Genomic DNA, 21,473 nt, shown 5'->3' with positions numbered 1-21,473 from the left:
TTCCGTGATGGGGGTGGGGCCTGAGTCCTGCTTCATGTCCGGGCTCACGGGCATGTCCGGCGGTACTCTTCCTTCCCCACGTGGTTCTCCCATTCCTCGCGGGTGAGGGAGCGGCCCGCGTTGGCGCAGGCCGCGGCCACCAGGTCGGCGGGCCTGCGAACGTTCCAGAGCCGCGCGGTCCCGTCGCCGCCCACGGTGGCGACGGTCGTCCCGTCCGAACTGTAGGCGACGGCGCTCACGCCGCGGGCATGGCCTTCCATGGGGATGCCCAGCTGCCGGTTGACCCGCAGGTCCCACAGCAGCACGCCGCCGCTCGTGGAGCCGGTGGCGAGGACCCTGCCGTCCGGGCTGAAGGCGAGCGTGTTGGCCGCGCCGTCCTCGCTGATCAGGGCGACGCCGGCCGGGCGGCGTCGCGACACGTCCCACAGCCGGACGGCGTCGTCGGCGGCCGTGAAGGCCAGCGTCCCGCCGTCGGGGCTGAACTCCAGGTCGTTGACGAGCCCGCCGGCGGCCGCGGGCGGTGCACCGGGGATCTCGCGGCGGGTGGCCACGTCGAAGAGCCGCACCCGGTTGTCGAAGCCCGCGCTCGCCAGCGTCGTGCCGTCCGGGCTGATCGCCATCCCCGTGATGACGTCGGTGTGGCCGGGGACGCGGATGCGCGGCCCGGTCTCCCTGCGGCGCGCGACGTCCCAGAACGCGATGGCCTGGCCCCGCTGGACGGCGACGAACCTGCCGTCGGGGCTGAGCGTGGCCACGCCATTGAGCGTCGCGTCGTGGGCGATCTCGCGGCGGCCCGCGACGTCCCAGAGCCGCAGGCCGTCTGTGCCGGACGTCAGCAGCGTCCGCCCGCCGGGAGTGAACGCGATCATGGCCACGGAGCGGCGAGCCCCCCGGCGAACCAGCGGCGGACCGGCGGGCTGCTGCGTGGCCGCGTCCCACAACTGGATCGCGGGGTCCTCCCCGTCGGCCACGCCGGTGGCCAGGGTCCGCCCGTCGGGGCTCAGCGCGACGGCCGCCAGCGCGGGCATGGAGGTCCCGATCTGCAGGTGGACCTGCGGGTCCGCGAGGCGTACCACGCCGTCGTAGCCGGCCGCGGCGAGCAACTTCCCGTCGGGGCTGAACGCCACGCGCTCGACCGCGCTGACGTTGTCGGCGAGCACGAGCATCTGCTCCCTGCCGGCGGTGTCCCACAGAATGGTACGGCCGGTGGCGCCGGCGGTGGCGAGCCGGGTGCCGTCCGGGCTGAAGGCGACCGCGTTGAACCCGGCACTGCGATCCCTGATCACCCCCGTCTGCCTGCCTGTGGCCACGTTCCACAACCGGGCGGTGTCGTCCCAGCTCACGGTCGCGAGGGTAGCGCCGTCCGGGCTGATGGCGACATCGACGACGGCGTCGGCGTGCCCGGTGAACGGGGCGCCGAGCGGGCGGGACGTGGCGGTGTCCCAGAGCCGGGCGGTTCTGTCGTGGCCGGCGCCGGCCAGCGTCCCGCCGTCCCGGCTGAACGTCAACCCGAAGATCTTGCTCGATCGGTCAGGACCGTCCTCGGCTCGGCCCATGGGAGCCCCGTGCGGACGGCGCGTGACCGCGTCCCACTGCTGGATCACGCCTCTGCTGTCGCCGGTCGCGAAGGTCTTCCCGGCCGGGTTGTACGCGAGCGCCGTCACGACCCCCTCGTGCTTCAGCGGAGCGCCCAGCTCACGGCGGGTGGCCACGTCGTAGAACCGGACGGTGCCGAGACATGACGTGGCCAGCGTACGGCCGTCGGGGCTGAAGGCCAGCAGGACGTCTGAGCACTCGAACTTCGGCCGGGCGATCGGCGCGCCGAGCTGCCGCCGCGACGCCGTGTCCCAGAGCCGCGCGGTGCCGTCGTCGCTCCCTGTCGCGACGATCGAGCCGTCGGGGCTGAACGCCAGCGCCATGACGCCTCGCGTGTGCCCGGTGAGCGTTCCACGGCCGGTGCGGGTCGCCGCGGACAACACGCGGTTGCCGGCCTCGTCGGTGGGCGCTATGCGCCACGCCGCCACGGCCAGCATCGAGGACAGCGCGGTGTCGCCGGTGACCTCGCTCTGCGCGGAGAGCTGGCGGGAGATCGCCACCTTGCGCTGGTGGTCGGCCTCGTTCGCCGCGTTGACGGCGACGCCGGCCGCGAGGAGGGCCAGCACCGACAGCACCCCCAGGCCGGACATGACGAGACGACGGCGGCGGCTCGCCCGCCGTGCCTCCCGCGCGGACGCCGCGATGAAGCTCTCCGCGACGGGGCCGGGCGGGGGGAAACTGTCGGGGTCGCGGTCCCAGTTGGGCCGGCTGTCCTGGACGGCCAGCAGCCGGGGGCCCCGATAGAGGAAGGCGGGGTCTCGGTGGTTGTCGGCCCACTGCGCGGCGGCGTCCAGGAGCAGGTCGTACACCGCCTGCGCGGCGAGGTCGGGTTCGAGCCACTGCCGCAGGGTCGGCCAGGCTGTCAGGAGCGCGTCATGGGCGAGCTCGGCGGTGTCCTCGTGCAGGGTGAGCAGGCGCCGGTCGGCGAAGGCGGACAGCAGCGCCGCGGCCCGCTCCCGGCCCTCCTCCGAGCCCGCGGACACGGCGGCGCGCAGCTCGGCCAGCGTCGCCCTGCGCCGCGCCACCTGACCTCCCGCGGTGATCACCGTCATCCGCCGGAAGAACCTGAGCGCGGCCTTGCGATCCTCCGGCGGCAGCCCTGCGAGGGCCTCGTCGGCCGTACGCCGCACGGAGTCGCGGACCCGGCCGGAGTCCTCGTAACCCCGGACGGTCAGGGTGTCGTTCTCGCGCCTCTCCCAGGTGTTGCGCAGCGCCTGCGAGAGCAGGGGCAGGGCCCCGGCCTCGTAACGATCGCCGGCGGCCCGGCCGGCACGCAGCTCGCCGAGGATGATCTCCACCAGACCGGGTTCGAGCTCCAGGCCCACCGCGGCCGCGGGGCCGGTGATGGCCAGCCTGAGGTCCGGCTCCGTCATCGGCTCGACGATGACCTGGCCGTCCTGAATGGCCTCGGCGAACTGCGGGTAGGCGGCGCAACGATCCCAGTAGTCGGCGCGCACGCCGACGATCACCGCGGCGCCGTTCCGGCCCTCGGCCATGGCGTGCAGAGCGCGCACGAACGCCTGGCGCTCGTGCTCGTCGGTCACCAGGGTGAACAGCTCCTCGAACTGGTCCACCACGAGGACGAAACGGCCGGTCCGCGAGGCCGCCTCCCCCGGATCGTCCCGTAATCGTGCGGCCGCCGCGTCGACGAGCCCGCCGAACGCCTGCGCCCATGCTTCGGCGAGCGCGCGAAACGGCTTCGCTGTCGGCGTCATGAGCAGGCGTGGCCAGTCCTGTGATCCGGGGAGCGGCAACATTCCCTCCGCCAGCGCCGGCATCAACCCCGCGCGCAGCAGCGACGACTTGCCCACACCCGAGGCGCCCGAGACCAGGAGGATGGAACCATGCCGCGCCGATCGCCGTCCGAGGCGGTCCAGGAGGTTGTGGGTCGCCCGCGCACGCCCGAAGAACAGCTCGGCTTTGCCTCCCTCGAACGGCACAAGACCTTGGTAAGGGCACACATCGTGGGAATGGCCGCCCCCAGCTCGCTCGCCCATGGCGCTCATTCTGGCCAATCGCCCGCATCCCCATCAATCACATTGCGACCGGCAGCCGGCCCATTCCACCCGTCCAATTCCGTGCAATGTCGTCCGACCAGTGGCCTGAACAGCCGGGACACGGTTTCGATGGTCCTGTTCGTCCGCACCTGCCAGGGCGACGAAGAAGACGGGGGTGTCGCAGTCGTGGATCCCGGTGCCGGAATGTCGCTGGGGGCGCTGCTGCGCATGTGGCGCCGGCGGGCGCTGCTGACGCAGGAGCAACTCGCCGAACGGGCCGGTCTCAACGTCAGGACCGTACGCCGGCTGGAGAACAGGGCGCTCCTGCGGCCGCGCGCCACCTCTGTTCTGCTGCTGGCCAAGGCGCTGGAGCTGGACGGCGCGGAGCTGGCGATGTTGAACGCCGCCGCTCGCGGCCGCCCCGCTCCCGCTGGACGCGACGATCCGGCGGTGACCGATTCGCGGCCGTGGACGGTTCCCCGGCAGTTGCCCGCCGATGTCGCCGTGCCGGCCGTGCGGGAACGCGAGCTGGCGATCGTGGCGGACCGCCGCAGCGTCGTCTGCGTCAACGGCATGGCCGGCACGGGCAAGACGACGCTGGCCGTGCGCGCCGCCCACCGGCTCGCACCGCTGTTTCCCGACGGTCAGCTCTTCGTGGACCTGCACGCCCATTCCGGGGCGACGGCACCGGTCGAGCCGGGCGCGGCCCTCACCCGCGTGCTGCGCACGCTCGGCGTTCCCTGCGAGCACATCCCCTGGCATCTCGACGACCGCGCCGCGCTGTACCGCAGTGTGCTGGCCAGGCGGAAGATCCTGATCGTCCTGGACGACGCCGCCGACGAACACCAGCTCCATCCGCTGCTGCCCGCCGCCCCGGGCTGCCGGGTCATCATCACCAGCCGTCGCCGCCTGACCTGTCCGGGCGATGCCCGAAACCTGTCGCTGGACGTCCTGCCGGTGACGGAGGCGGTCGCCCTGTTCACCCGCCTGGCCGGGCGGGAGGGGGACGCGGGCGCCCCGGTGGGCGTCCTGGTCGAGGTCGTGCGGCGCTGCGGGCTGCTGCCCCTCGCCATCCGCATCGCCGCCGCCCGGCTCCGGGCGCACCCCGCCTGGGACGTGCGTCATCTGCTCGACTCGCTGGCCGGCGACCGGCTGGGCGAGCTGGCGGCCGGGCGGCACAGCGTCGCCGCCGCCCTGGACCGGTCCTACGAACGGCTGCCCGCCGAGCAACAACAGGCGTACCGGCTGCTGGGCTCGGTCGTCCGCCCGGAGTTCGGCCTCGACGCGGCCGCCGCTCTGCTGGACATGACCGCGGTGCAGGCGAGACGGCTGCTGGACCACCTGCTGGACGCCCATCTCCTGCAGGAGCCGGGCCCCGGCCGATATCGGCTCCACGACCTGGTCCACGGCCACGCCTCGGCGTTGTGGTTGTCGGCCGGTCTCAGCGGGCCGGCGGAGTGCGAGGTCGCATCGCTCCACGAGATGGCAGGGGTCCACTTCGGCGTCGAGTGACAGCCCCGGCGCGGGTCGCCTTCACCCGCGGGAGTCCGGCCCCGCGTCCGGCGAGCCGGGCGGTGAAGTGCGCACCATCCGCCGGGCACCGCGGTCGTCGCGGAGTTAGGCTCAAAGCCGTATCCGTCCCGCGACCTCCGAGGGGTCAGCATGTCAACCATGGTGATGACCGGCGGCACTGCGGGATTCGGGGCCATCGCCGCTGAGCGGCTGATGTCAGGTGAAACCCGGCTGATCCGGGGCGCGCGCCGGCCGACCTCCGCAGGCGAGTCCGTTCCTCTCGACCTGACCGGGCTCGACTTGGTGCGAGCGTTCGCGACATCGGTCCGCGAACGGCTGGGCGACACGTCCGTCAACGCGTTGCTGCTCAACGCAGGCGTGATCCTTCCCGATGTCGATGGCCGAACCGTCGACGGCTTCGAGAAGACTTTCGCCGTCAATCACCTTGCCCACTACCTGCTGTTACGCCTGCTCCTGCCCACCCTGGCGGACGGGGCGATCGTCGTACTCACCACCAGCGGCACACACGATCCCGCCACCCGCGCCGGGCTGGCGACGCCGCGCCACGCCGACGCGAACCTGCTGGCGCACCCCGATCGCGATCCCGGCCGTGACACCCGGCCGCGCAAGGCGGGAGAGCACGCCTACACCGCGTCCAAGCTGTGCGCCGTCCTCACGGCCCGAGCATTGTCCCATCACCCCGATTCCCAGGCCAGACGCCTCAGGGTGGTCGCCTACGATCCGGGGCAGGTGTTCGGGACAGGACTGGCCAAGGGCATGCCCTTCCCCTTGCGCACGGCCTGGTCGCTGCTCGGCACGCGGACGCTGAGCCGGCCGATGAGCCGGCTCAACCGCAGTTTCAACAGCCGCGACGCCGCTGGAAACACCTTGGCCGACCTGGCTCTAGGACGCGCGGCGCCCCCGGACGGGCACACGTACGCCGCCCTCCGGCGAGCGCGGCTCACCTGGCCGGAACCGTCGGAGCTGGCACGCGGCGACGAGCTCGCACAGGCGCTGTGGAAAGACAGCGCCAGGCTCGTCGGCCTGCCGGACTGACGCGGATCACCACCTCACGCCCGCCGCCTCCACGACGGCAGGCCAGGAGGCGCCGCGGTGCTGCCGGCCCCGGCTTGGGCGGCGCTCGTCGTCGCCGTCCTCCCGACGATCCGCAAGCGCCGCGAAAGGGGCGTTCACCGAGGACGACGAGGCAGCTCGTCGGCAAGTTTCATGAAATTTCATGAGCCGGGTGATGGCCTGGCCGGGGCGTTCGGGCTGCTCACAACACCTGCGAAGGAGTCCGTGCGCGGCCCACGGGAGCCCGCCGTTGTTGACAGCCGGCAAGGCCGCCCGTGAAGGTAGCAGTCAACCGCCGCCTCCACATCGACATGAACAGGACGGTGACGGTTGGGAGCGCTCCCATCATCCCGGACCCACTTCGCCGGACAGACGGAGAACGCACGATGCAACCTCACGAGCCCGCCGTACCCACCCGCCGGGCGCTTCGCGTCCTCACCATCGTGGCCGCGGCCCTGCTCTGCCTGCTGCCGTGGGCCGAGTCGGCCTCGGCCCACGGGTCGATCGTCGACCCCGCCTCACGCAACTACGGCTGCTGGCAACGCTGGGGCAACGACCACCTGAACCCCGCCATGCAGCAGGAAGACCCCATGTGCTGGCAGGCATGGCAGGACAACCCGAACGCCATGTGGAACTGGAACGGCCTCTACCGCAACAACGTCGGCGGCAACCACCAGGCAGCCGTCCCCGACGGCCAGCTCTGCAGCGGCGGCCACGCCGAGGGCGGCCGCTACCGCTCCCTCGACGCCGTGGGCGCGTGGAAGACCACCAACATCGGCACCAACTTCCGGCTCCACCTGTACGACCAGGCCAGCCACGGGGCCGACTACTTCCGCGTCTACGTCACCCGCCAAGGCTTCAACCCCGCCACCCAGCCGCTCACCTGGAGCAGCCTGGAGCTGGTACGCGAGACCGGCCGCTACGCCCCGAGCCAGGACATCACCTTCGACGCCAGCGCGCCGGGCCGCAGCGGTCGCCACGTCGTCTTCACCATCTGGCAGGCCTCGCACATGGACCAGGCGTACTACATCTGCAGCGACGTCAACTTCTCCTGAGGACCCTGACAGCTGAGAGCCCGGCGAGCCGACGGCCCGATGCTGACCCCGCACGTGATCCCCGCCGGGCGGCCCGGCGGGGATCACGGCGCGGACGGCAGGGACAGCGGGGACACCGCAGCACACCGCAGGGACACCGCGGGCACACCGCGGGCACACCGCGGGCACACCGCGAAGACACCGCAGGGACGCTGCGAAGACACCGCGGTGGCACGGTCGCCCCGCAGGTGGTGTCGCATGCCCGCGAAACGCGAGGCGACGCCTCGACCTCACAGTTCGGTGCCGTGTCTCGTCGTACGGGTAAGTTCAGATGCGACCGAGGGAGCCTGCGGCATTATGACCACCCCACCCGAGCCGGCACACGCCCGGCCCGATCCGGGCCTGAACGCGATCATGAGCGAGCGGCGTCACCTGATCAATCTCGCCTACCGGCTCCTCGGCTCCCTGGCCGACGCGGAAGACGTCGTGCAGGAGACGTACACCCGCTGGTACGCCATGTCCCGCCAGCAGCAGGACGCCATCGACTCTCCCGGCGCCTGGCTGACAAGGGTGGCCAGCCGCATCTGCCTCGACCTGCTCAGGTCGGCACGGGCCCGGCGCGAGCGCTATGTGGGCGAATGGATTCCTGAGCCGCTGCCCGAACACACGGAGTGGAGCGCCGCCCGGCCGGGCGCCACCGGGACCGACCCGGCCCAGCATGTCACCCTCGACGAGTCGGTCAACATGGCCTTCCTCGTCGTGCTCGAATCCATGACTCCCGCCCAGCGGGTGACGTTCATCCTGCACGACGTCTTCCGCTACTCCTTCGCCGAGGTGGCCGAGATCGTCGGGCGCACCCCGGCGGCCTGCCGCCAGCTGGCCACCTCGGCCCGCCGCCGCATCCGCACCGCGCAACCGCCCTCGGCCCCCGCGGCCCGGCAGGCCGGCATCGTCAGGGACTTCAAGCAGGCGTGGGAGGCCAAGGACATCGACGCCCTCGTCAACCTCCTCGACCCCGACGTCACGGGCACCGCCGACGGCGGCGGAGTCGTCAACGCCGTGCTCCGCCCGATCGAAGGCCGCGAGCGCCTCGCGCGGCGCTTCGTCGAGATCGCCCGCATGGCGCCCGACGTGAGCATCCTGGAGCGCACGGTCAACGGCCGGCCCGGACTGGTGGCCCAGCAGGACGGCGCCACCGTCGTGGTGATGGCGTTCGACGTCGCAAGCGACCGGATCAAGCGCATCTGGGCCGTGCTCAATCCAGAAAAACTCCGGTCTTGGACGGAAAACTGACCGTACGCCAGGGCGATTGAATATCTGAAGCGGAAATATCATTCCGCCGGCCATGCCGGCGCGGACGGGTTTTCGGATAGGCCAGGAATTTCGACGGTCAGGAAATCGCCCGCGCCGGGAATGAGAGGCGGGAATAGGTATCGCGGGTTCGAGGGCCGGCGCAGCCGTCGTCATCTCCTTTCGTGTGCGAGAGGGCGCGACGGCGCGAGCAGCGTGGACAGCGCCCAGCGTCCGGGGCCGAGGACGGCGACGAGCAGGAAACCCCAGCAGAAGAGCGCGGCCTTCTCCCCTCCGTTCTGGATCGGGAGGAGCGCTTGAGGCTGGTGGACGAAGAAGTAGGCGTAGGCCATGCTGCCTGAGCAGATGACGGCGGCGGCACGCGCGCCCAGGCCGAGCATGACGAGGACGCCGCCGATCAGCTGGATGACCGCGGCCCACCAGTCGGGCCACTGTCCGATGCCGGGCACCGCGCCGTGCGGACCGCCCAGCACGTCGAAGAGCGTCGCCGCGCCGTGGCAGGCGAACAGCAGCCCTATCACGATCCGGCACAGAGCCAGGAAGAGCCCCTGATTCTTGATCTGTGAATCCACCGCGGTGTCCTTTCAAGGGGGGAAGGTACGGGTGTGGTGCCGGGCTCGGGGAAAGAATCGTGGGAGCGCTCCCAAACTGGTTCTACAAAAAAGTCGACACATGTCAATGCCGGGTCAACCGGTGGGCCCGCCACCCAACGCGGGATATACGCGCCAAAATGGCCGGACACTTCCATGGCGATTATTCCGGTCCATGAAACTTTCATCCGCGCACGAAGGCGGTCCGGCCGTCACGAGACTCTCCAGGGCCGTCGCGGGGCGACGCCCCGCCCGGCGGGCGCCGCACCCGGGGTGACGCGGGGCCCGCTCGGCGCCACCGTCGTCCTCGGTCCGCTGTGGGGCCTCTGGCACCTGCCGCTGTTCCTGAGCGAGTGGGGTGGATGGCCGGACGTCACCTGGTTGAGGGTCGGCGAGTTCGTCGCCTTCGCCTGCGTCTTCAGCGTGATCGTCACCTGGGTGTTCAACCGGACCGGTCAGAGCCTGCCGCTGGTCATGCTGCTGCACGTCAGCGTCAACAACTTCATGTCGATCGTCTACTCGGACATGTTCCCGTCGATCGCCACCGCCGAGCACGCGGGCCGGGTCACTCTCCTCGCGGGCACCACGGCGGCGTTCCTGGTGATCGTCGCGACCCGAGGCCGGCTCGGCTACCGCCCGGCCGAGGAGCCCGTACAGGAGCCCTCACAGGAGATCACCCATCGGCGGTGAACTGCCACGGCGCAGAAGCGGGCGTGGGACCGGCAGCCGGTCCCACGCCCGACGCGTGTCAGCCCCGGCTTAAGCCGGTCGGTATCGGCGAAAGACAGGTGTCATTCCGGCGCAAACGGGACATCACGGCAGCGCCTTCTCAGCCGCCGTGACGGATGATCCACTTTTTCTGTCAACCGCATTGACAACGGCCTTGTTCCGGCCGATGCTTTCTTCGCTGCACGCCCGATTTTTGACCACCGCGCCCATTATTTGGGCATCCGGGAGAAGCCCACGCCGTGTTCGCGATTGATCGCCAGAAACCCGAGGCCGGACGCGCCCCCACGCGCCCCATGGAGGGCGGCGTGGGATCGGGAGTCCGCATCGGTGGCACACTGACCTGCCATTTACTGCCGGCGAGAGCGAGCGCGCCGTGAATGTCCTCACCGATGCCACGAGCCGGCTGCTCTCCCGCTGGTGCGACCTGCCCTGCTCGCCGATCGCCTCATCCATCGCCCGCCGCTGGGTGTCGGGGATGCTCACCTCCTGGGAGCTGCCGCTCTCCCCCGCGAACGAGGCGACGATCGCCGAGCTGACCAGCGAGCTGGTCACGAACGCGGTCCAGCACGCCGCCCCGCCGCCGTGCGGATCCTCCGCGATCAGGATCAACGTACGGGCCGGAGCCGCCACGATCTGGCTGGCGGTCTGCGACCACGACCCCACCCTCCCCACACGCCGGGCTCCCGACTTCCTCGCCGAGAGCGGGCGCGGGTTGTTCCTGGTGGAGGCGCAGGCCGACCAGTGGGGTGCGGTCCAGCACGAGAACGGCAAGTACGTCTGGTTCAGCCTGCAGTGCCACGGCGGCGCCCGGCCCGCGAGCACGATGCCGCCCACCGACCCATCCGGTTGCCACGAACGCTAAGGAGAACACCATGGCCCCCGTCGTCCTCCCCCACGACGTCACCGGCTCCGGGCCGCACCACGTGATCGTGTTGCACGGCTGGTTCGGCGACCGCAGCTCCTTCAGGAAGGTCCAGCCCTACCTGGACGGCGACGCCTTCAGCTACGCCTTCCCCGACTACCGGGGGTACGGCGAAGCGCGCGACCTCACCGGCGAGTACTCCCTCTCCGAGATCTCCGGCGACGTGATCGCGCTCGCCGACAAGCTGGGCTGGGAGACGTTCTCCCTGGTCGGTCACTCGATGGGCGGGACGGCGATGCAGCGCGTGATGCTGGACGCGCCCGGGCGGGTGCGCAGGCTCGTCGGCATCTCCCCGGTGCCGGCCTCCGGCGTGCCGTTCGACGACCAGAGCTGGGCGCTGTTCTCCGGGTCCGCCGAGGAGCCCGCCAACCGCCGCGCCATCATCGATCTCACCACCGGCAACCGGCTTCCCGGCGCGTGGCTCGACGAGATGGTGGCCGGCTCGCTGGGCAACTCCACGGTGACGGCCTACCGCACGTACCTCGACGCCTGGGCCAAGACCGACTTCCACACCGAGGTGACCGGTTCCGCCACGCCGGTGCTCGTCATCGCCGGCGAGCACGATCCCGCGCTCTCCGCCGACGTCATGCGGGGCACCTTCCTGCAGTGGTACACCGACGCCGAGCTGCTGACCTTCGCCGACGCCGGCCATTACGCGATGGACGAGACGCCGCTGGCCCTGGTGTCGGCCATCGAACGTTTCCTGGCCGCCTGACCGATCCCTTGGAGGGTTGCCCGTGAGTACGACGGTCAACGTGTTCGACCCGCGTATCTACGCACAGGGCATCCCGCACGAGACGTACCGCCTGCTACGTGACCACGACCCCGTGCACTGGCAGGAGGAGCACGAGGTCGGCGACTGGCCGGCCGGGCCCGGGTTCTGGGCGGTGACCCGCCACGCGGACGTCGTGCGCGTCCTGCGGACGCCCACCGAGTTCAGTTCCTGGCTCGGCGCCACCCAGATCCGCGACCCCGACCCCGCCGACCTGTCGTTCATCCGGCGGATGATGCTCAATCTCGATCCGCCGGATCACGGGCGGCTCCGGCGGATCGTCTCCGGCGTGTTCACCCCCAGGCGCATCGGACGTTTCACCGCCGGGATCGCGACGCGGGCCCGGCTGCTCGTCGACGAGATCGCGGAGCGGGGCGAGTGTGACCTGCCGGTGGACGTGACCGACGACTACCCGATCCACAACCTCGCGGACCTCCTCGGCATCCCGCTCGCCGATCGCGGCCAGATCCTGGAGTGGACCAACCGCGTGATCGGCTATCAAGATCCCGACCATGCGACCGTCGCCCGCGGCCCGGACGGCGAACCGGTCAACCCGCGTTCCCCGGCGATGCTCAAGGACATGTTCGCGTACGCCCACGCGCTCGCCGCCCGCAAGCGCCGGGAGCCGGCGGACGACCTCATGACCGCGCTGGCCACGGCAGAGGTGGACGGGCAGCGTCTCACCGACCCCGAGCTGTCGATGTTCTTCTTCCTCCTGGTCATCGCGGGCAACGACACCGTGCGTTCGGCCCTGCCCGGCGGGCTGGCCGCGTTGCTCGGCCATCCCGACCAGCATCGCCGGCTGCTCGGCGACCCGGAGCTGCTCGATACGGCCGTCGAGGAGATGTTGCGCTGGCATCCGCCGGTGCTCAGCTTCCGCCGCACCGCCGTACGCGACCTGGTGCTGGACGAGCGGCCCATCACCGCAGGGGACAAGGTCGTCGTCTTCCACGGCGCGGCCAACTTCGACGAGCGGCGGTTTTCCGACCCGATGCGTTTCGACATCGCGCGCCGGCCCAACGACCACGTCTCGTTCGGGGACGGGCCGCACGTGTGCCTCGGCGCCCGGTTCGCCCGGCTGCAGCTGCGCACCTTCTACCGGGAGCTGCTCTGGCGGCTGCCGGACGTGCGGCTCGGCGGACCTCCCGAGCGGCTGGTGTCGAACTTCATCGGCGGCATCAAGCACCTGCCGCTGCGCTACACCCCCGCACCTCGCCTGGGCGCCGCATGAGCGCCGACCAGCCCGGCGCGGCGGGATCGAAGACGATCGACACCGGCCTGCGGCTGCTGGAAATCCTGAAGGACCATCCGGACGGGTTGACGATCAGCGAACTCGCGCGGCTGGCCGCGATCCACCGCAACGCGGTCTCCCGCCACCTCGTCGCGCTCGGCAACCACCGGCTGGCCGCCCGGGTCGGCAACCGCTTCACCCTGGGCCTCGGCATCGTGGAGCTCAACGCCGCCGTGCAGCACCGGCTGCGCAGCGCGGCCTCCGCGGCGTTGCAAAGGCTGGCCGACACCTGCAACGCCACCGCGTTCATCACGGTGCTCGACATCGACGAGAACCAGGCGGTCGTGCTCACCGTGGCCGAGCCGCGCGCCTCGCAGATCCACGTCACCTATCGCGCGGGCACCCGGCACCCCGCGAACCGCGGCGCCTCGGGGATCGCGATCCTGGCGGGCCGTCCGCCCCGCCCTGGCGAACGCCCCGAGATAGCGCAGGCCCGCGCCGCCGGCTACTCGGTCACCGAAGGCGAGCTGCAGCCGGGGGCCTGGGGTGTCGCCGCCCCGATCTCCATCGCAGGACGTCCGGCCCACGCGAGTGTCGGCATGGTGACCATCGGAGAGCGGGACGCGAACGAGATCGCCCCCATCGTGCTCCGCACCGCGACGGAGATCGCCCGGTTCCTCTAGCTTCCGTGTGGGGCGGGCCCGCGCGCGTGGTGAGCCGGTGTTGAGGTCAGCGTTCTGAGGCGGCGGTCCGGGTCTGGACCTCGCGCACCCGCTCCACCTCCAGCTTGCTCGTCCGGTCGAACCGGTAGATGCCGTTCTCCTCCTGGAACACGTCGGTCAGCTGCGTGTAGCAGTATCCGAACATGTCCGGATCCTCCAGCAGCACCTCGGTCAGCCCGGCGAACCGCGCGTGGAACTCGTCCTCGGTCCGCACCCGCTGCCCGTATCCCCAGGACGTCTGCCGGTCCGCCCTCTGATCGGTCCCGGCCAGCTCTGGGTTCCACCAGATCCCGCCGTACTCGCTGACGAAGTACGGCTGCCCCCGGTACGCCACGGAGATGGGCCGGCCGTCGGCGTCGTTGACGAACGGCTCGTCCCTCTTCAGGCCGGACATCAGCCCGGCGAAGGCGGTGGGCTCCTGCTCGTAGTTGTGCGAGTCGTAGATGTCGGTCTCCGGCACCCGGTGGCTGTAGCCGGACGCATCGATGACCGGGCGGGTGGGGTCGGCGAGCTTCGTGGCCAGGTACATGCCGTGGGTGACGTCGTCGAGCTGGGAGACGTGGTCGTGGATCGGCTGCCGGGTCTCGTTGAGCGGGCACCAGCCGATGATCGACGGGTGTGAGACGTCCCGTTCCAGGACCTCCAGCCACTGCGTGATGAAGGACGCGGCCGGCAGCTGCTCGCTCCCGTCGTGGGCGCCCCAGTCGCCGAACTCCCCCCACACCAGGTAGCCCAGCCGGTCGGCGTGGTACAGGAAACGTTCCTCGAACACCTTCTGGTGCAGGCGTGCCCCGTTGAAGCCCGCGGCCAGCGCCAGCTCGATGTCCCGCAGCAGCGCGGCGTCGCTGGGCGCGGTCATCAGGCCGTCGGGGTAGTAACCCTGGTCGAGGACGAGCCGCTGGAACACGGGACGGCCGTTGATGAGGACGCGCTTGCCGTCGATCGCGATGGAGCGCAGCCCGGCGTAGGCATCCACGGAGTCCGTGACGGCGCCGCCGGCGTCGAGCAGCTCCACTTTGACGTCGTAGAGGTGGCCGTCGCCCGGCTCCCACAGGCGCACCCGCTCCTCCGGTATCTCCAGGCGCACGGAGGGGGCGAGGTCGGCGTCGGCGCGGGCGGTCGCGGTGGCGACGGCACCGTCCTTGTCGGCGACGGTCACGCGGATCGAGCTGCCGGGGCGGTTGCCGGACAGCGGGGTGACCACGGCGAAGGAGGAGGTCGCGACGTCAGGGGTGATGCGCGGGCGGCGCAGGTGCACGTCGGGGACGGGCTCCAGCCACACGGTCTGCCAGATCCCCGTCGTGCGGGTGTAGAGGCACTCGTAGTTCGCGTACCGGGTCGACTGCTTGCCCCGCGCCTGGGGTCCGCGGCGGGGGTCGCGGGCGCGTACCACGATCGTGGCGTCCTCACCGGGACGCGCCACGCCCGACAGGTCGGCCGTGAACGGGGAGAAGCCGCCGCGGTGGCGGGCCACCTCGACGCCGTTCACCCACACGGTGGCGTCGTGATCGACGGCGCCGAAGTGGAGCAGCGTCCGGCGGCCCGCCCACGCGGCCGGGACCGTCACGGTGCGGCGGTACCACACCGCCTCCATGAAGTCGGTGTGCCCGAGGCCGGACAACCCCGACTCCGGCGCGAAGGGGACGGTGATCGTCCCGGAGAGCTCACGTTCGCGCAGGCCGCGCTCCAGGCCGGAGTCTCCGGCGTCGACCTCGAACTGCCACCATCCATTGAGGTTGAGCCAATCCTGCCGGACCATCTGCGGGCGGGGATATTCCGGTCGGGGCACGGCGGAACTCGGCATCTGTCAACCTTCCGGAATTGGCAAATACGGGCAAGTCAAGACCTTTTGCTACGTAGCAGAGTGTGCCACACTCCCTCCAACCGGAGTCAACATCCGGCTAACCCCCGGTGTGAGGGCTGGCCGGACCCTCTGCGAGGAAGCACCTTATGAGCAAGTGGCCCGATCCCCGCCTCTCCCGGCGAAGGGTGCTGCAGGCCGCGGGACTCTCCGCCCTGCTCGCCGGCTGCGGTACGGGACCCGCCGCGCGAAGCACGCGAGAGATCGTCTTCTGGCACCTCATGACCGGCGGTGACGGCGAGCGGATGAACGCGATCGTGACCAAGGCCGACGCCGACATGCCCAACGCCGAGATCAAGCAGGTCGTGCTGGCGTGGGGCGCCCCCTACTACACCAAGCTCGCGATGTCGGCGGCCGGCGGCCGTGCACCCGACCTCGGCATCGTGCACATGTCGCGCCTGACCGGGTACGCCCCCGGCGGCCTGCTCGACCCCTGGGACCTCGCCCGGCTCGCCCCCTACGGCATCAGCGAGTCGACGTTCACGGCCCCGGCGTGGAAGAGCTCGATCGTCAACGGCAAGGTCTACGCCCTGGCCCTCGACTCGCACACGTTCGTGGCGTTCTTCAACACCGAACTGGCCGACAAGGGCGGGCTGCTCGAATCCGGCGGGAAACTGCCCGAGATCAAGAGCCTGGACGACCTGAAGAACCTCGGCCGGGAGTTCAAGAAGCTCACCGGCCACAAGTACGGCATCTCGTACGGCTTCCTCGGCGACGGCGCCCAGCTGTGGCGCCTGTTCTGGACCTTCTACACCCAGCACGGCACCACCTTCGACCTGACGGGTGACACGTTCGGCTACGACGCCGAGGCGTTCGGCGAGTCGGTCGAGACGATGCGCAGCCTGGTCGACGGCGAGGTCGCCTCCAACAGCGCCGACTACGCCACGGCGAGCTCGTGGTTCATCGGCGGCGACACCGGCCTGGCCTTCTCCGGCGTCTGGGAGCTCCCGCAGTACCAGGACGCGAAGATGCCCCTCGGCGCCATGCCGATCCCGAACATGTTCGGCATGGACGTCGACTCGACCTGGGGAGATTCGCACACGTTCGTCCTGCCCCATCAGGACGACCCCGACGAACAGCGGCGGGAGCTGGCCTACGAGGCCGTCGCGAACATCCTCAAGAACTCGTTGCCCTGGGGTCAGGCCGGGCACACGCCCGCCTACCAGCCCGTCGTCACCACACCGGAGTTCAAGGCGCTGCGGCCGAACAACGACTACGCGGTCACGGCGACGTACCTCCACTACGACCCGCCGTCCTCCTTCACCGGCTCGGCCTCGAGCTTCATGGACCAGTTCCGCAACAGCATCCAGAACGCGCTCACCGGCCAGACCTCGGTCAAGGACGCCGTCGCCACCTTCGCCGAACGCGTCAACGTCCTCATGTCCAAGGCGGTGCAGCGATGACGTCGGCCACTCTCGCGAAGAAGGGCGCCACGACCCAGGCGGCCACGACGCGGTCGAAGTCCCTCAGGAGCCGGAGCGGGCTCCTCTACGTGCTGCCGTTCTTCGTGACCTTCGTGCTCTTCCTGCTCTGGCCCCTGATCTACGGGATCTGGATGAGCTTCACCGACCGCGACCTCGCGGCCGGGGCCGAGCCCGAACTGGTCGGGTTCGCCAACTACGCCGAGGCCCTCACGGACCCGATGGTGTGGACGACGTTCGGCAACACGGTGCTGTTCACCGTGATGACCACGATCCCGCTGGTCGTGCTGGCCCTCGCGGCGGCACTGCTGGTCAACATGGGGCTGCCGGGGCAGTGGGTCTGGCGCATGGCGTTCTTCGTGCCGTACCTGCTCGCCTCGACCGTGGTCAGCCTCTTCTGGGAGTGGCTCTACAACCCCGAGCTCGGGTTGATCAACTCCGTGCTCGGCGTCTTCGGGATCGAGGGCGAGAGCTGGTTGCAGGACCCGGGCTTCGCCATGGCAGCCATCGCGGTCGCCACCACGTGGTGGACACTCGGGTTCAACTTCCTGCTCTATCTGGCCGCGTTGCAGAACATCCCCGGCACGGTCTACGAGGCCGCCTCGATCGATGGGGCGGGCAAGTGGCGGCAGTTGTTCTCGATCACGATGCCGCTGCTGCGGAACATCACCATGCTCATCCTCGTGCTGCAGGTGCTGGCCTCGCTCAAGGTGTTCGACCAGATCTTCCAGATGACGGCCGGCGGCCCTGACGACTCCACCCGCTCGATCCTGATGTACGTCTACGACACCGGTTTCACGAACTACCGGCTCGGCTACGCCTCGGCGATCTCGTACATCTTCTTCGCCATCATCCTGATCCTGTCGCTGCTGCAGCTGCGGTTCGCCCGGAGGTCCGACCAGTCATGAGAAGCATCAATCCCGGGCGCGTCGTGGCCTTCGTGGTGCTGGCCCTGTTCAGCCTCCTGATGCTGGCGCCGTTCCTGTGGGCGATCAACACCTCGTTCAAGACCGAGGTGGACGCCGGCGCCAGCCCCGTGACGATCCTCCCCGAGGGCGGCTACACCTGGGACACCTACGCGAACCTCTTCCAGATGGGCAGCATCCCCACCTGGATGATCAACAGCCTGATCGTGGCGACCGGCGTCACGATCATCACGCTGGTGATCTCCGCGCTGGCGGGCTACGCGTTCTCGCGGCTGGACTTCACCGGGCGCAAGGTGCTCCTGGGCCTCACCGTCGCCTCGATCATGGTCCCCGGGACGATCTTCATCGTGCCGCTCTTCGACGAGATGCTCGCCTTCAACATGGTGGACACGTACTGGGGAATCATCCTTCCCCAGGTGGTCGCGCCGGTGATGGTGTTCATCCTCAAGCGGTTCTTCGACAACATCCCCCGCGAGCTGGAGGACGCCGCGCGGGTGGACGGAGCGGGGTCGTTCCGCATCTTCCTGCAGATCGTGCTGCCGCTGTCGCGGCCGATCATCGCGGCGGTGGCGATCTTCACGTTCGTCGGCGCGTGGAACAACTTCCTGTGGCCGTACATCGTGACCAACGACCCCGATCTCATGACCCTGCCCGTCGGCCTGGAGACCGTCTCCACCGGCTTCGGCGTCGTCTTCGCCGAGAACATGGCCAAGTCCGTGCTGGCCGCGCTGCCCCTGATCGTCGTGTTCCTGTTCTTCCAGCGGCAGATCATCAAGGGCATCGCCACCACCGGGCTCGGCGGTCAGTGACCGGCCTCACCACGGGACGCAGGCGTCGCGGTCGTCCCTACTGACTCGACTCGCGCACCTTCAGATGGAAGTCGACCATGATGTGCGGCTTGCGCCCACTGGGCTTTCCGGTGATCTGCTCGTGGAGCATCGCGACGGCGTTGGCGGCCATCGACTCGACGTCGGGAGAGACGGAGGTCAGCGACGGCGTCGAGTAGCCTGCCTCCTCCACGTCGTCGAAGCCCACCAGCGCGACCTCCTTCGGCACCCGGACGCCCCTGGCCTGCAGCGCCCGGAGCGCCCCGAGGGCGATGGAGTCGTTCATCGCGAAGATGGCGTCCGGCATCGGGAGCCCGGAGCCGAGATGCCGCTCGATCGCCTGCCGGCCGCCCTCGCGGGTCCAGTCGGCCCTGACCAGCAGGGTTTCGTCGGCCGACAGCCCCGCCTGCGCCACGCCTTCGAGAAAGCCCCGCGCGCGCATGCGTGCCGTCAGCCCTCCGTCGGGGTCGTAGCCGAGCAACATCAGCCGCCGCCTGCCCGTGTCGACCAGGTGGCGGGCCACCGCCAGGGACGCCTCACGGTTGGGGATGCCGACGTGGCAAACCTGGCCCTCCAGCACCTGGTCGCCCATCAGCACGATCGGGTAGTCCGCGCGGCGGCGCTGCCCGTCGTCGGGCCGCAGCGTCATGGCCATCATGATCGCGCCGTCGGTCAGCTGGTTGCGGCCGCCCGTCAGGACCTGCAGCTCGTGTTCCCGGTCGGATTCCGTCAGCTCGATCAGCACCGTGTAGCCGAGCGCCCCGGCCTCGCGCACGACCGGGTCGGCGAGGTCGGCGAAGATGCGCGCCCTGAAGTCGGGGACGACGAGCGCGATGAGCCCCGTGCGGGCGGAGCGGAGGCTGCGCGCGGCCGCGTTGGGGACGTAGCCGAGCATCGCCATGGCGTCGAGCACGCGCTGGCGGGTCTCCGGGCGGACGTGTTCGTAGTTGTTGACGACGTTGGAGACCGTGCGCTGGGACACACCGGCGGCGCGAGCCACGTCGTGCATGCTCACAGCCATCACGCAACGCCTTACCCGGGGTCCGTATCAGAGAGGGCTTTCATCGTACTGTTCGCGACCTTGCGATCTCATCGGGTTTTCGCCGTACGAGCGGGCCGCACGCCGCCGCTGAATCTCACTCGTGAAACGCCATGCCGTGGTGCAGGCAAGGAGTGAACGGTAAACTGTCTCACTCTTTGTCACCTATGCCTCGTCCGTGCGCTTTTCTCCCATCAGTCCGCAGGTTGAAACGGCGGCTCAGCCGGCACCGGCAGGACCTGCTCGACGCGGTGGGCGAGCTCAACAGCGCCCAGGACATCGTGCGCAACATGTGGAACACCGTGTGGCCGTTCGACGGCGGCATCGTCGACGAGATCGGCCGGGCCATCGGGGCCATCAACGGCGCCATCAAGGTCTTCGAAGACCTGCGGACCGCTGGGGAGACGCTGAAGCGCGGGTTACGCGACGTGCAGGGCAAGGCACGCGCGGGCGCCGTCCGGTCGCCGCACATCGACGCCTTCGACGCGGTGCTGCTGGCGGCCGCGGGCATCGACGGCACCGCGCAGGAGGAGAACGGCATCCTGACCACGGCGCAGCTGGCCAGGGCCGCCGAGAAGATGGAGGCCCTGTCGGACGAGGACCGTGCCCGCATGCAGCGCCTCCTCGACGACGCCGGCTCCGAGGCGGAACGCGCCTACCTGATGAAGGCGCTCGCGGCCGGCCACTCGGTCGATGACATCTCCACCTTCGCCTCGGCCATCCGCGGCAAGAGCGAGAGCTGGTTACGCGAGCACCTCAGCCTGGTCGACCCGGGGAGCAGCGGAACGGTGCTCGTCAACGGCGTCGAGCTGGAGCAGCAGAACCAGACGACCTGCGGCTCCACCTCGATCATGGTGGCCCGCGCCATGAACGACCCGCTGTACGCGCTGGGACTGACCACGGACGAGAAGGGCAACCCGCTGTCGGCCGCCGAGCTCCGGGAGAGGTTCACCGACGAGCAGAACCGCATCCACGACTCCACCAACACCCTGTGGCCGCAGAGCCTGGGCACCTCCCCCTGGGGACTGAACGACGAGATGAACGAGCACGCCGACTCCTTCGGCACGCGCTACGAATGGCGGATCGTCGACGACACCGACGCCGGCTCCGTCAACGCGGCGCTCGACGACGCCGTCGGCGCGGTGGACGCCGGCCACACCGTGCCGGTCCTCATCGGCGACTCCTACCCTGCCCACTACGTGCTGCTCGTCGGGCACGAGGGCGACAACCTGGTCTTCTACAACCCGAGCGGGGAGATGACCCGCGTCAGCGAGGACGACTTCCGCAACGGCAACGTCTCGGCTCTGGGCTACGGCCGTTCGTCAGCGAGGCCGTCAAGGAGCCGGCCCGCAGGGTCGCGTTCCAGAAGTCGGACGACCTGCCCGCCACCCGCGGCACGGTGACCGTGGTCCTGGCCGACGGACCGGCCGCGGCCCCGGCCGACGAGGCGCGGAGGTGGGCCGCGAAGGGCATGCGGAAACTGCGTGACGGCGGCTGGACGGTCTACGCCACGGTGTGCCTGCCGCCGCGCAAGTCCGGCGACCCCGACCCGCCGGCGGAAGGCGCCTGGGACGCGTGGTCATTCGCCGCGCACGCCTACAAGGTCGTGGAAGGCGTGTCCTACTTCGCCATCGCCCAAGGGCTCGGGCAAGTGTCGGGCGACGTCGAGATGACCATCGAGATGCGCGCGCCGAGCTCGCACGAGCCGGTCACCGACCTGTTCCCCGACCGGCCGCCGCCGCTGCCGGCGGGAACGAGCTGCGTGGAGCCGGTGACCTGCCCGCGGAAAAGCTCACCGACGGCCCGCCGGTGGTCATGGGCGAGAGCGCCCGCACGCCATCGGGCAACGTACGGTGACATCCACGCACGTGTGCGGTCTGGGCTGGGAAAACTAGATCATGTAGGGTGA

General features: G+C 70.2%; 18 protein-coding genes. 14 read left to right on the top strand and 4 right to left on the bottom strand.

The annotated features are described in order from the left end of the window. Window positions 1–44 precede the first annotated feature (44 nt). Window positions 45–3,593: an NACHT and WD repeat domain-containing protein gene (locus tag E1294_RS02715; RefSeq protein WP_342775003.1), complete on the bottom strand. Its 3,549-nt coding sequence runs from the start codon at window positions 3,591–3,593 to the stop codon at window positions 45–47. Between the two features lie 129 nt (window positions 3,594–3,722). Between E1294_RS02715 and E1294_RS02710 the strand changes: the two genes are divergently transcribed. The 4 genes from E1294_RS02710 to sigJ all read left to right on the top strand — a co-directional run bounded on the left by E1294_RS02710 (window position 3,723) and on the right by sigJ (window position 8,506). Next, window positions 3,723–5,105 carry an XRE family transcriptional regulator gene (locus E1294_RS02710; RefSeq protein ID WP_165977044.1) on the top strand — a complete coding sequence of 461 codons (1,383 nt, stop codon included), beginning with the start codon at window positions 3,723–3,725 and terminating at the stop codon, window positions 5,103–5,105. Between the two features lie 150 nt (window positions 5,106–5,255). Continuing rightward, a complete protein-coding gene (locus E1294_RS02705) occupies window positions 5,256–6,161 on the top strand; it encodes an SDR family NAD(P)-dependent oxidoreductase (protein ID WP_132504086.1) in 906 nt (301 codons plus the stop codon). A gap of 404 nt (window positions 6,162–6,565) precedes the next feature. After that, a complete protein-coding gene (locus E1294_RS02700; protein WP_132504084.1) occupies window positions 6,566–7,234 on the top strand; it encodes a lytic polysaccharide monooxygenase auxiliary activity family 9 protein in 669 nt (222 codons plus the stop codon). 336 nt (window positions 7,235–7,570) lie between these two features. Next, window positions 7,571–8,506, top strand: coding sequence for an RNA polymerase sigma factor SigJ (gene sigJ / locus E1294_RS02695; protein ID WP_132504082.1), 936 nt, complete (start codon window positions 7,571–7,573; stop codon window positions 8,504–8,506). A gap of 170 nt (window positions 8,507–8,676) precedes the next feature. Here the strand turns inward: sigJ and E1294_RS02690 are convergent, their stop codons facing one another. Continuing rightward, window positions 8,677–9,096, bottom strand: a complete 420-nt coding sequence (locus E1294_RS02690; protein ID WP_132504080.1) for a DoxX family protein — start codon at window positions 9,094–9,096, stop codon at window positions 8,677–8,679. 291 nt (window positions 9,097–9,387) lie between these two features. On the opposite strand from E1294_RS02690, the gene E1294_RS02685 reads away from it, so the two are divergent. From E1294_RS02685 to E1294_RS02665, 5 genes are all read left to right on the top strand, one after another. Then, window positions 9,388–9,804 carry a CPBP family glutamic-type intramembrane protease gene (locus E1294_RS02685; protein WP_246082769.1) on the top strand — a complete coding sequence of 139 codons (417 nt, stop codon included), beginning with the start codon at window positions 9,388–9,390 and terminating at the stop codon, window positions 9,802–9,804. Between the two features lie 412 nt (window positions 9,805–10,216). Further along, entirely contained in the window at window positions 10,217–10,705 is a 489-nt protein-coding gene (locus E1294_RS02680; protein WP_132504076.1) for an ATP-binding protein, read from the top strand. 10 nt (window positions 10,706–10,715) lie between these two features. Next, window positions 10,716–11,480, top strand: coding sequence for an alpha/beta fold hydrolase (locus E1294_RS02675; RefSeq protein ID WP_132504074.1), 765 nt, complete (start codon window positions 10,716–10,718; stop codon window positions 11,478–11,480). Between the two features lie 22 nt (window positions 11,481–11,502). Then, entirely contained in the window at window positions 11,503–12,768 is a 1,266-nt protein-coding gene (locus tag E1294_RS02670) for a cytochrome P450 (protein ID WP_246082768.1), read from the top strand. Continuing rightward, window positions 12,765–13,451, top strand: coding sequence for an IclR family transcriptional regulator (locus E1294_RS02665; RefSeq protein ID WP_132504072.1), 687 nt, complete (start codon window positions 12,765–12,767; stop codon window positions 13,449–13,451). The genes E1294_RS02670 and E1294_RS02665 overlap by 4 nt, the downstream gene beginning before the upstream one ends. 46 nt (window positions 13,452–13,497) lie before the next feature. Here E1294_RS02665 and E1294_RS02660 read toward each other — a convergent pair whose 3' ends face one another. Then, window positions 13,498–15,294 carry a glycoside hydrolase family 2 protein gene (locus E1294_RS02660; RefSeq protein ID WP_132504070.1) on the bottom strand — a complete coding sequence of 599 codons (1,797 nt, stop codon included), beginning with the start codon at window positions 15,292–15,294 and terminating at the stop codon, window positions 13,498–13,500. 146 nt (window positions 15,295–15,440) lie between these two features. Between E1294_RS02660 and E1294_RS02655 the strand changes: the two genes are divergently transcribed. Genes E1294_RS02655 through E1294_RS02645 form a run of 3 tightly spaced genes read left to right on the top strand, consistent with a single transcriptional unit; the run spans window position 15,441 to window position 18,507 of the window. Continuing rightward, on the top strand, window positions 15,441–16,754 hold the full coding sequence (locus E1294_RS02655) for an extracellular solute-binding protein (protein ID WP_132504068.1): 1,314 nt from the start codon (window positions 15,441–15,443) through the stop codon (window positions 16,752–16,754). Continuing rightward, complete coding sequence (locus E1294_RS02650; RefSeq protein WP_132504066.1) at window positions 16,751–17,680, top strand: carbohydrate ABC transporter permease; 930 nt, start codon at window positions 16,751–16,753, stop codon at window positions 17,678–17,680. The genes E1294_RS02655 and E1294_RS02650 overlap by 4 nt, the downstream gene beginning before the upstream one ends. Continuing rightward, the gene (locus E1294_RS02645) at window positions 17,677–18,507 is read left to right on the top strand and encodes a carbohydrate ABC transporter permease (protein ID WP_132504064.1); all 831 of its coding nucleotides are present in this window, start codon (window positions 17,677–17,679) and stop codon (window positions 18,505–18,507) included. The genes E1294_RS02650 and E1294_RS02645 overlap by 4 nt, the downstream gene beginning before the upstream one ends. Window positions 18,508–18,544: 37 nt before the next feature. Here the strand turns inward: E1294_RS02645 and E1294_RS02640 are convergent, their stop codons facing one another. Beyond that, window positions 18,545–19,546, bottom strand: a complete 1,002-nt coding sequence (locus tag E1294_RS02640; RefSeq protein WP_132504062.1) for a LacI family DNA-binding transcriptional regulator — start codon at window positions 19,544–19,546, stop codon at window positions 18,545–18,547. Window positions 19,547–19,770: 224 nt separating this feature from the next. On the opposite strand from E1294_RS02640, the gene E1294_RS02635 reads away from it, so the two are divergent. Continuing rightward, complete coding sequence (locus E1294_RS02635) at window positions 19,771–20,967, top strand: hypothetical protein (RefSeq protein ID WP_132504060.1); 1,197 nt, start codon at window positions 19,771–19,773, stop codon at window positions 20,965–20,967. Beyond that, window positions 20,964–21,473, top strand: a complete 510-nt coding sequence (locus E1294_RS02630) for a hypothetical protein (RefSeq protein ID WP_132504058.1) — start codon at window positions 20,964–20,966, stop codon at window positions 21,471–21,473. Before E1294_RS02635 ends, E1294_RS02630 begins: the two co-directional genes overlap by 4 nt.

The sequence above is a fragment of the Nonomuraea diastatica genome (assembly GCF_004349015.1).
Taxonomy (GTDB): Bacteria; Actinomycetota; Actinomycetes; order Streptosporangiales; family Streptosporangiaceae; genus Nonomuraea; species Nonomuraea diastatica.
Note: the sequence above shows the minus strand (reverse complement) of the source record. Positions and strands in the feature narration are given on the sequence as shown.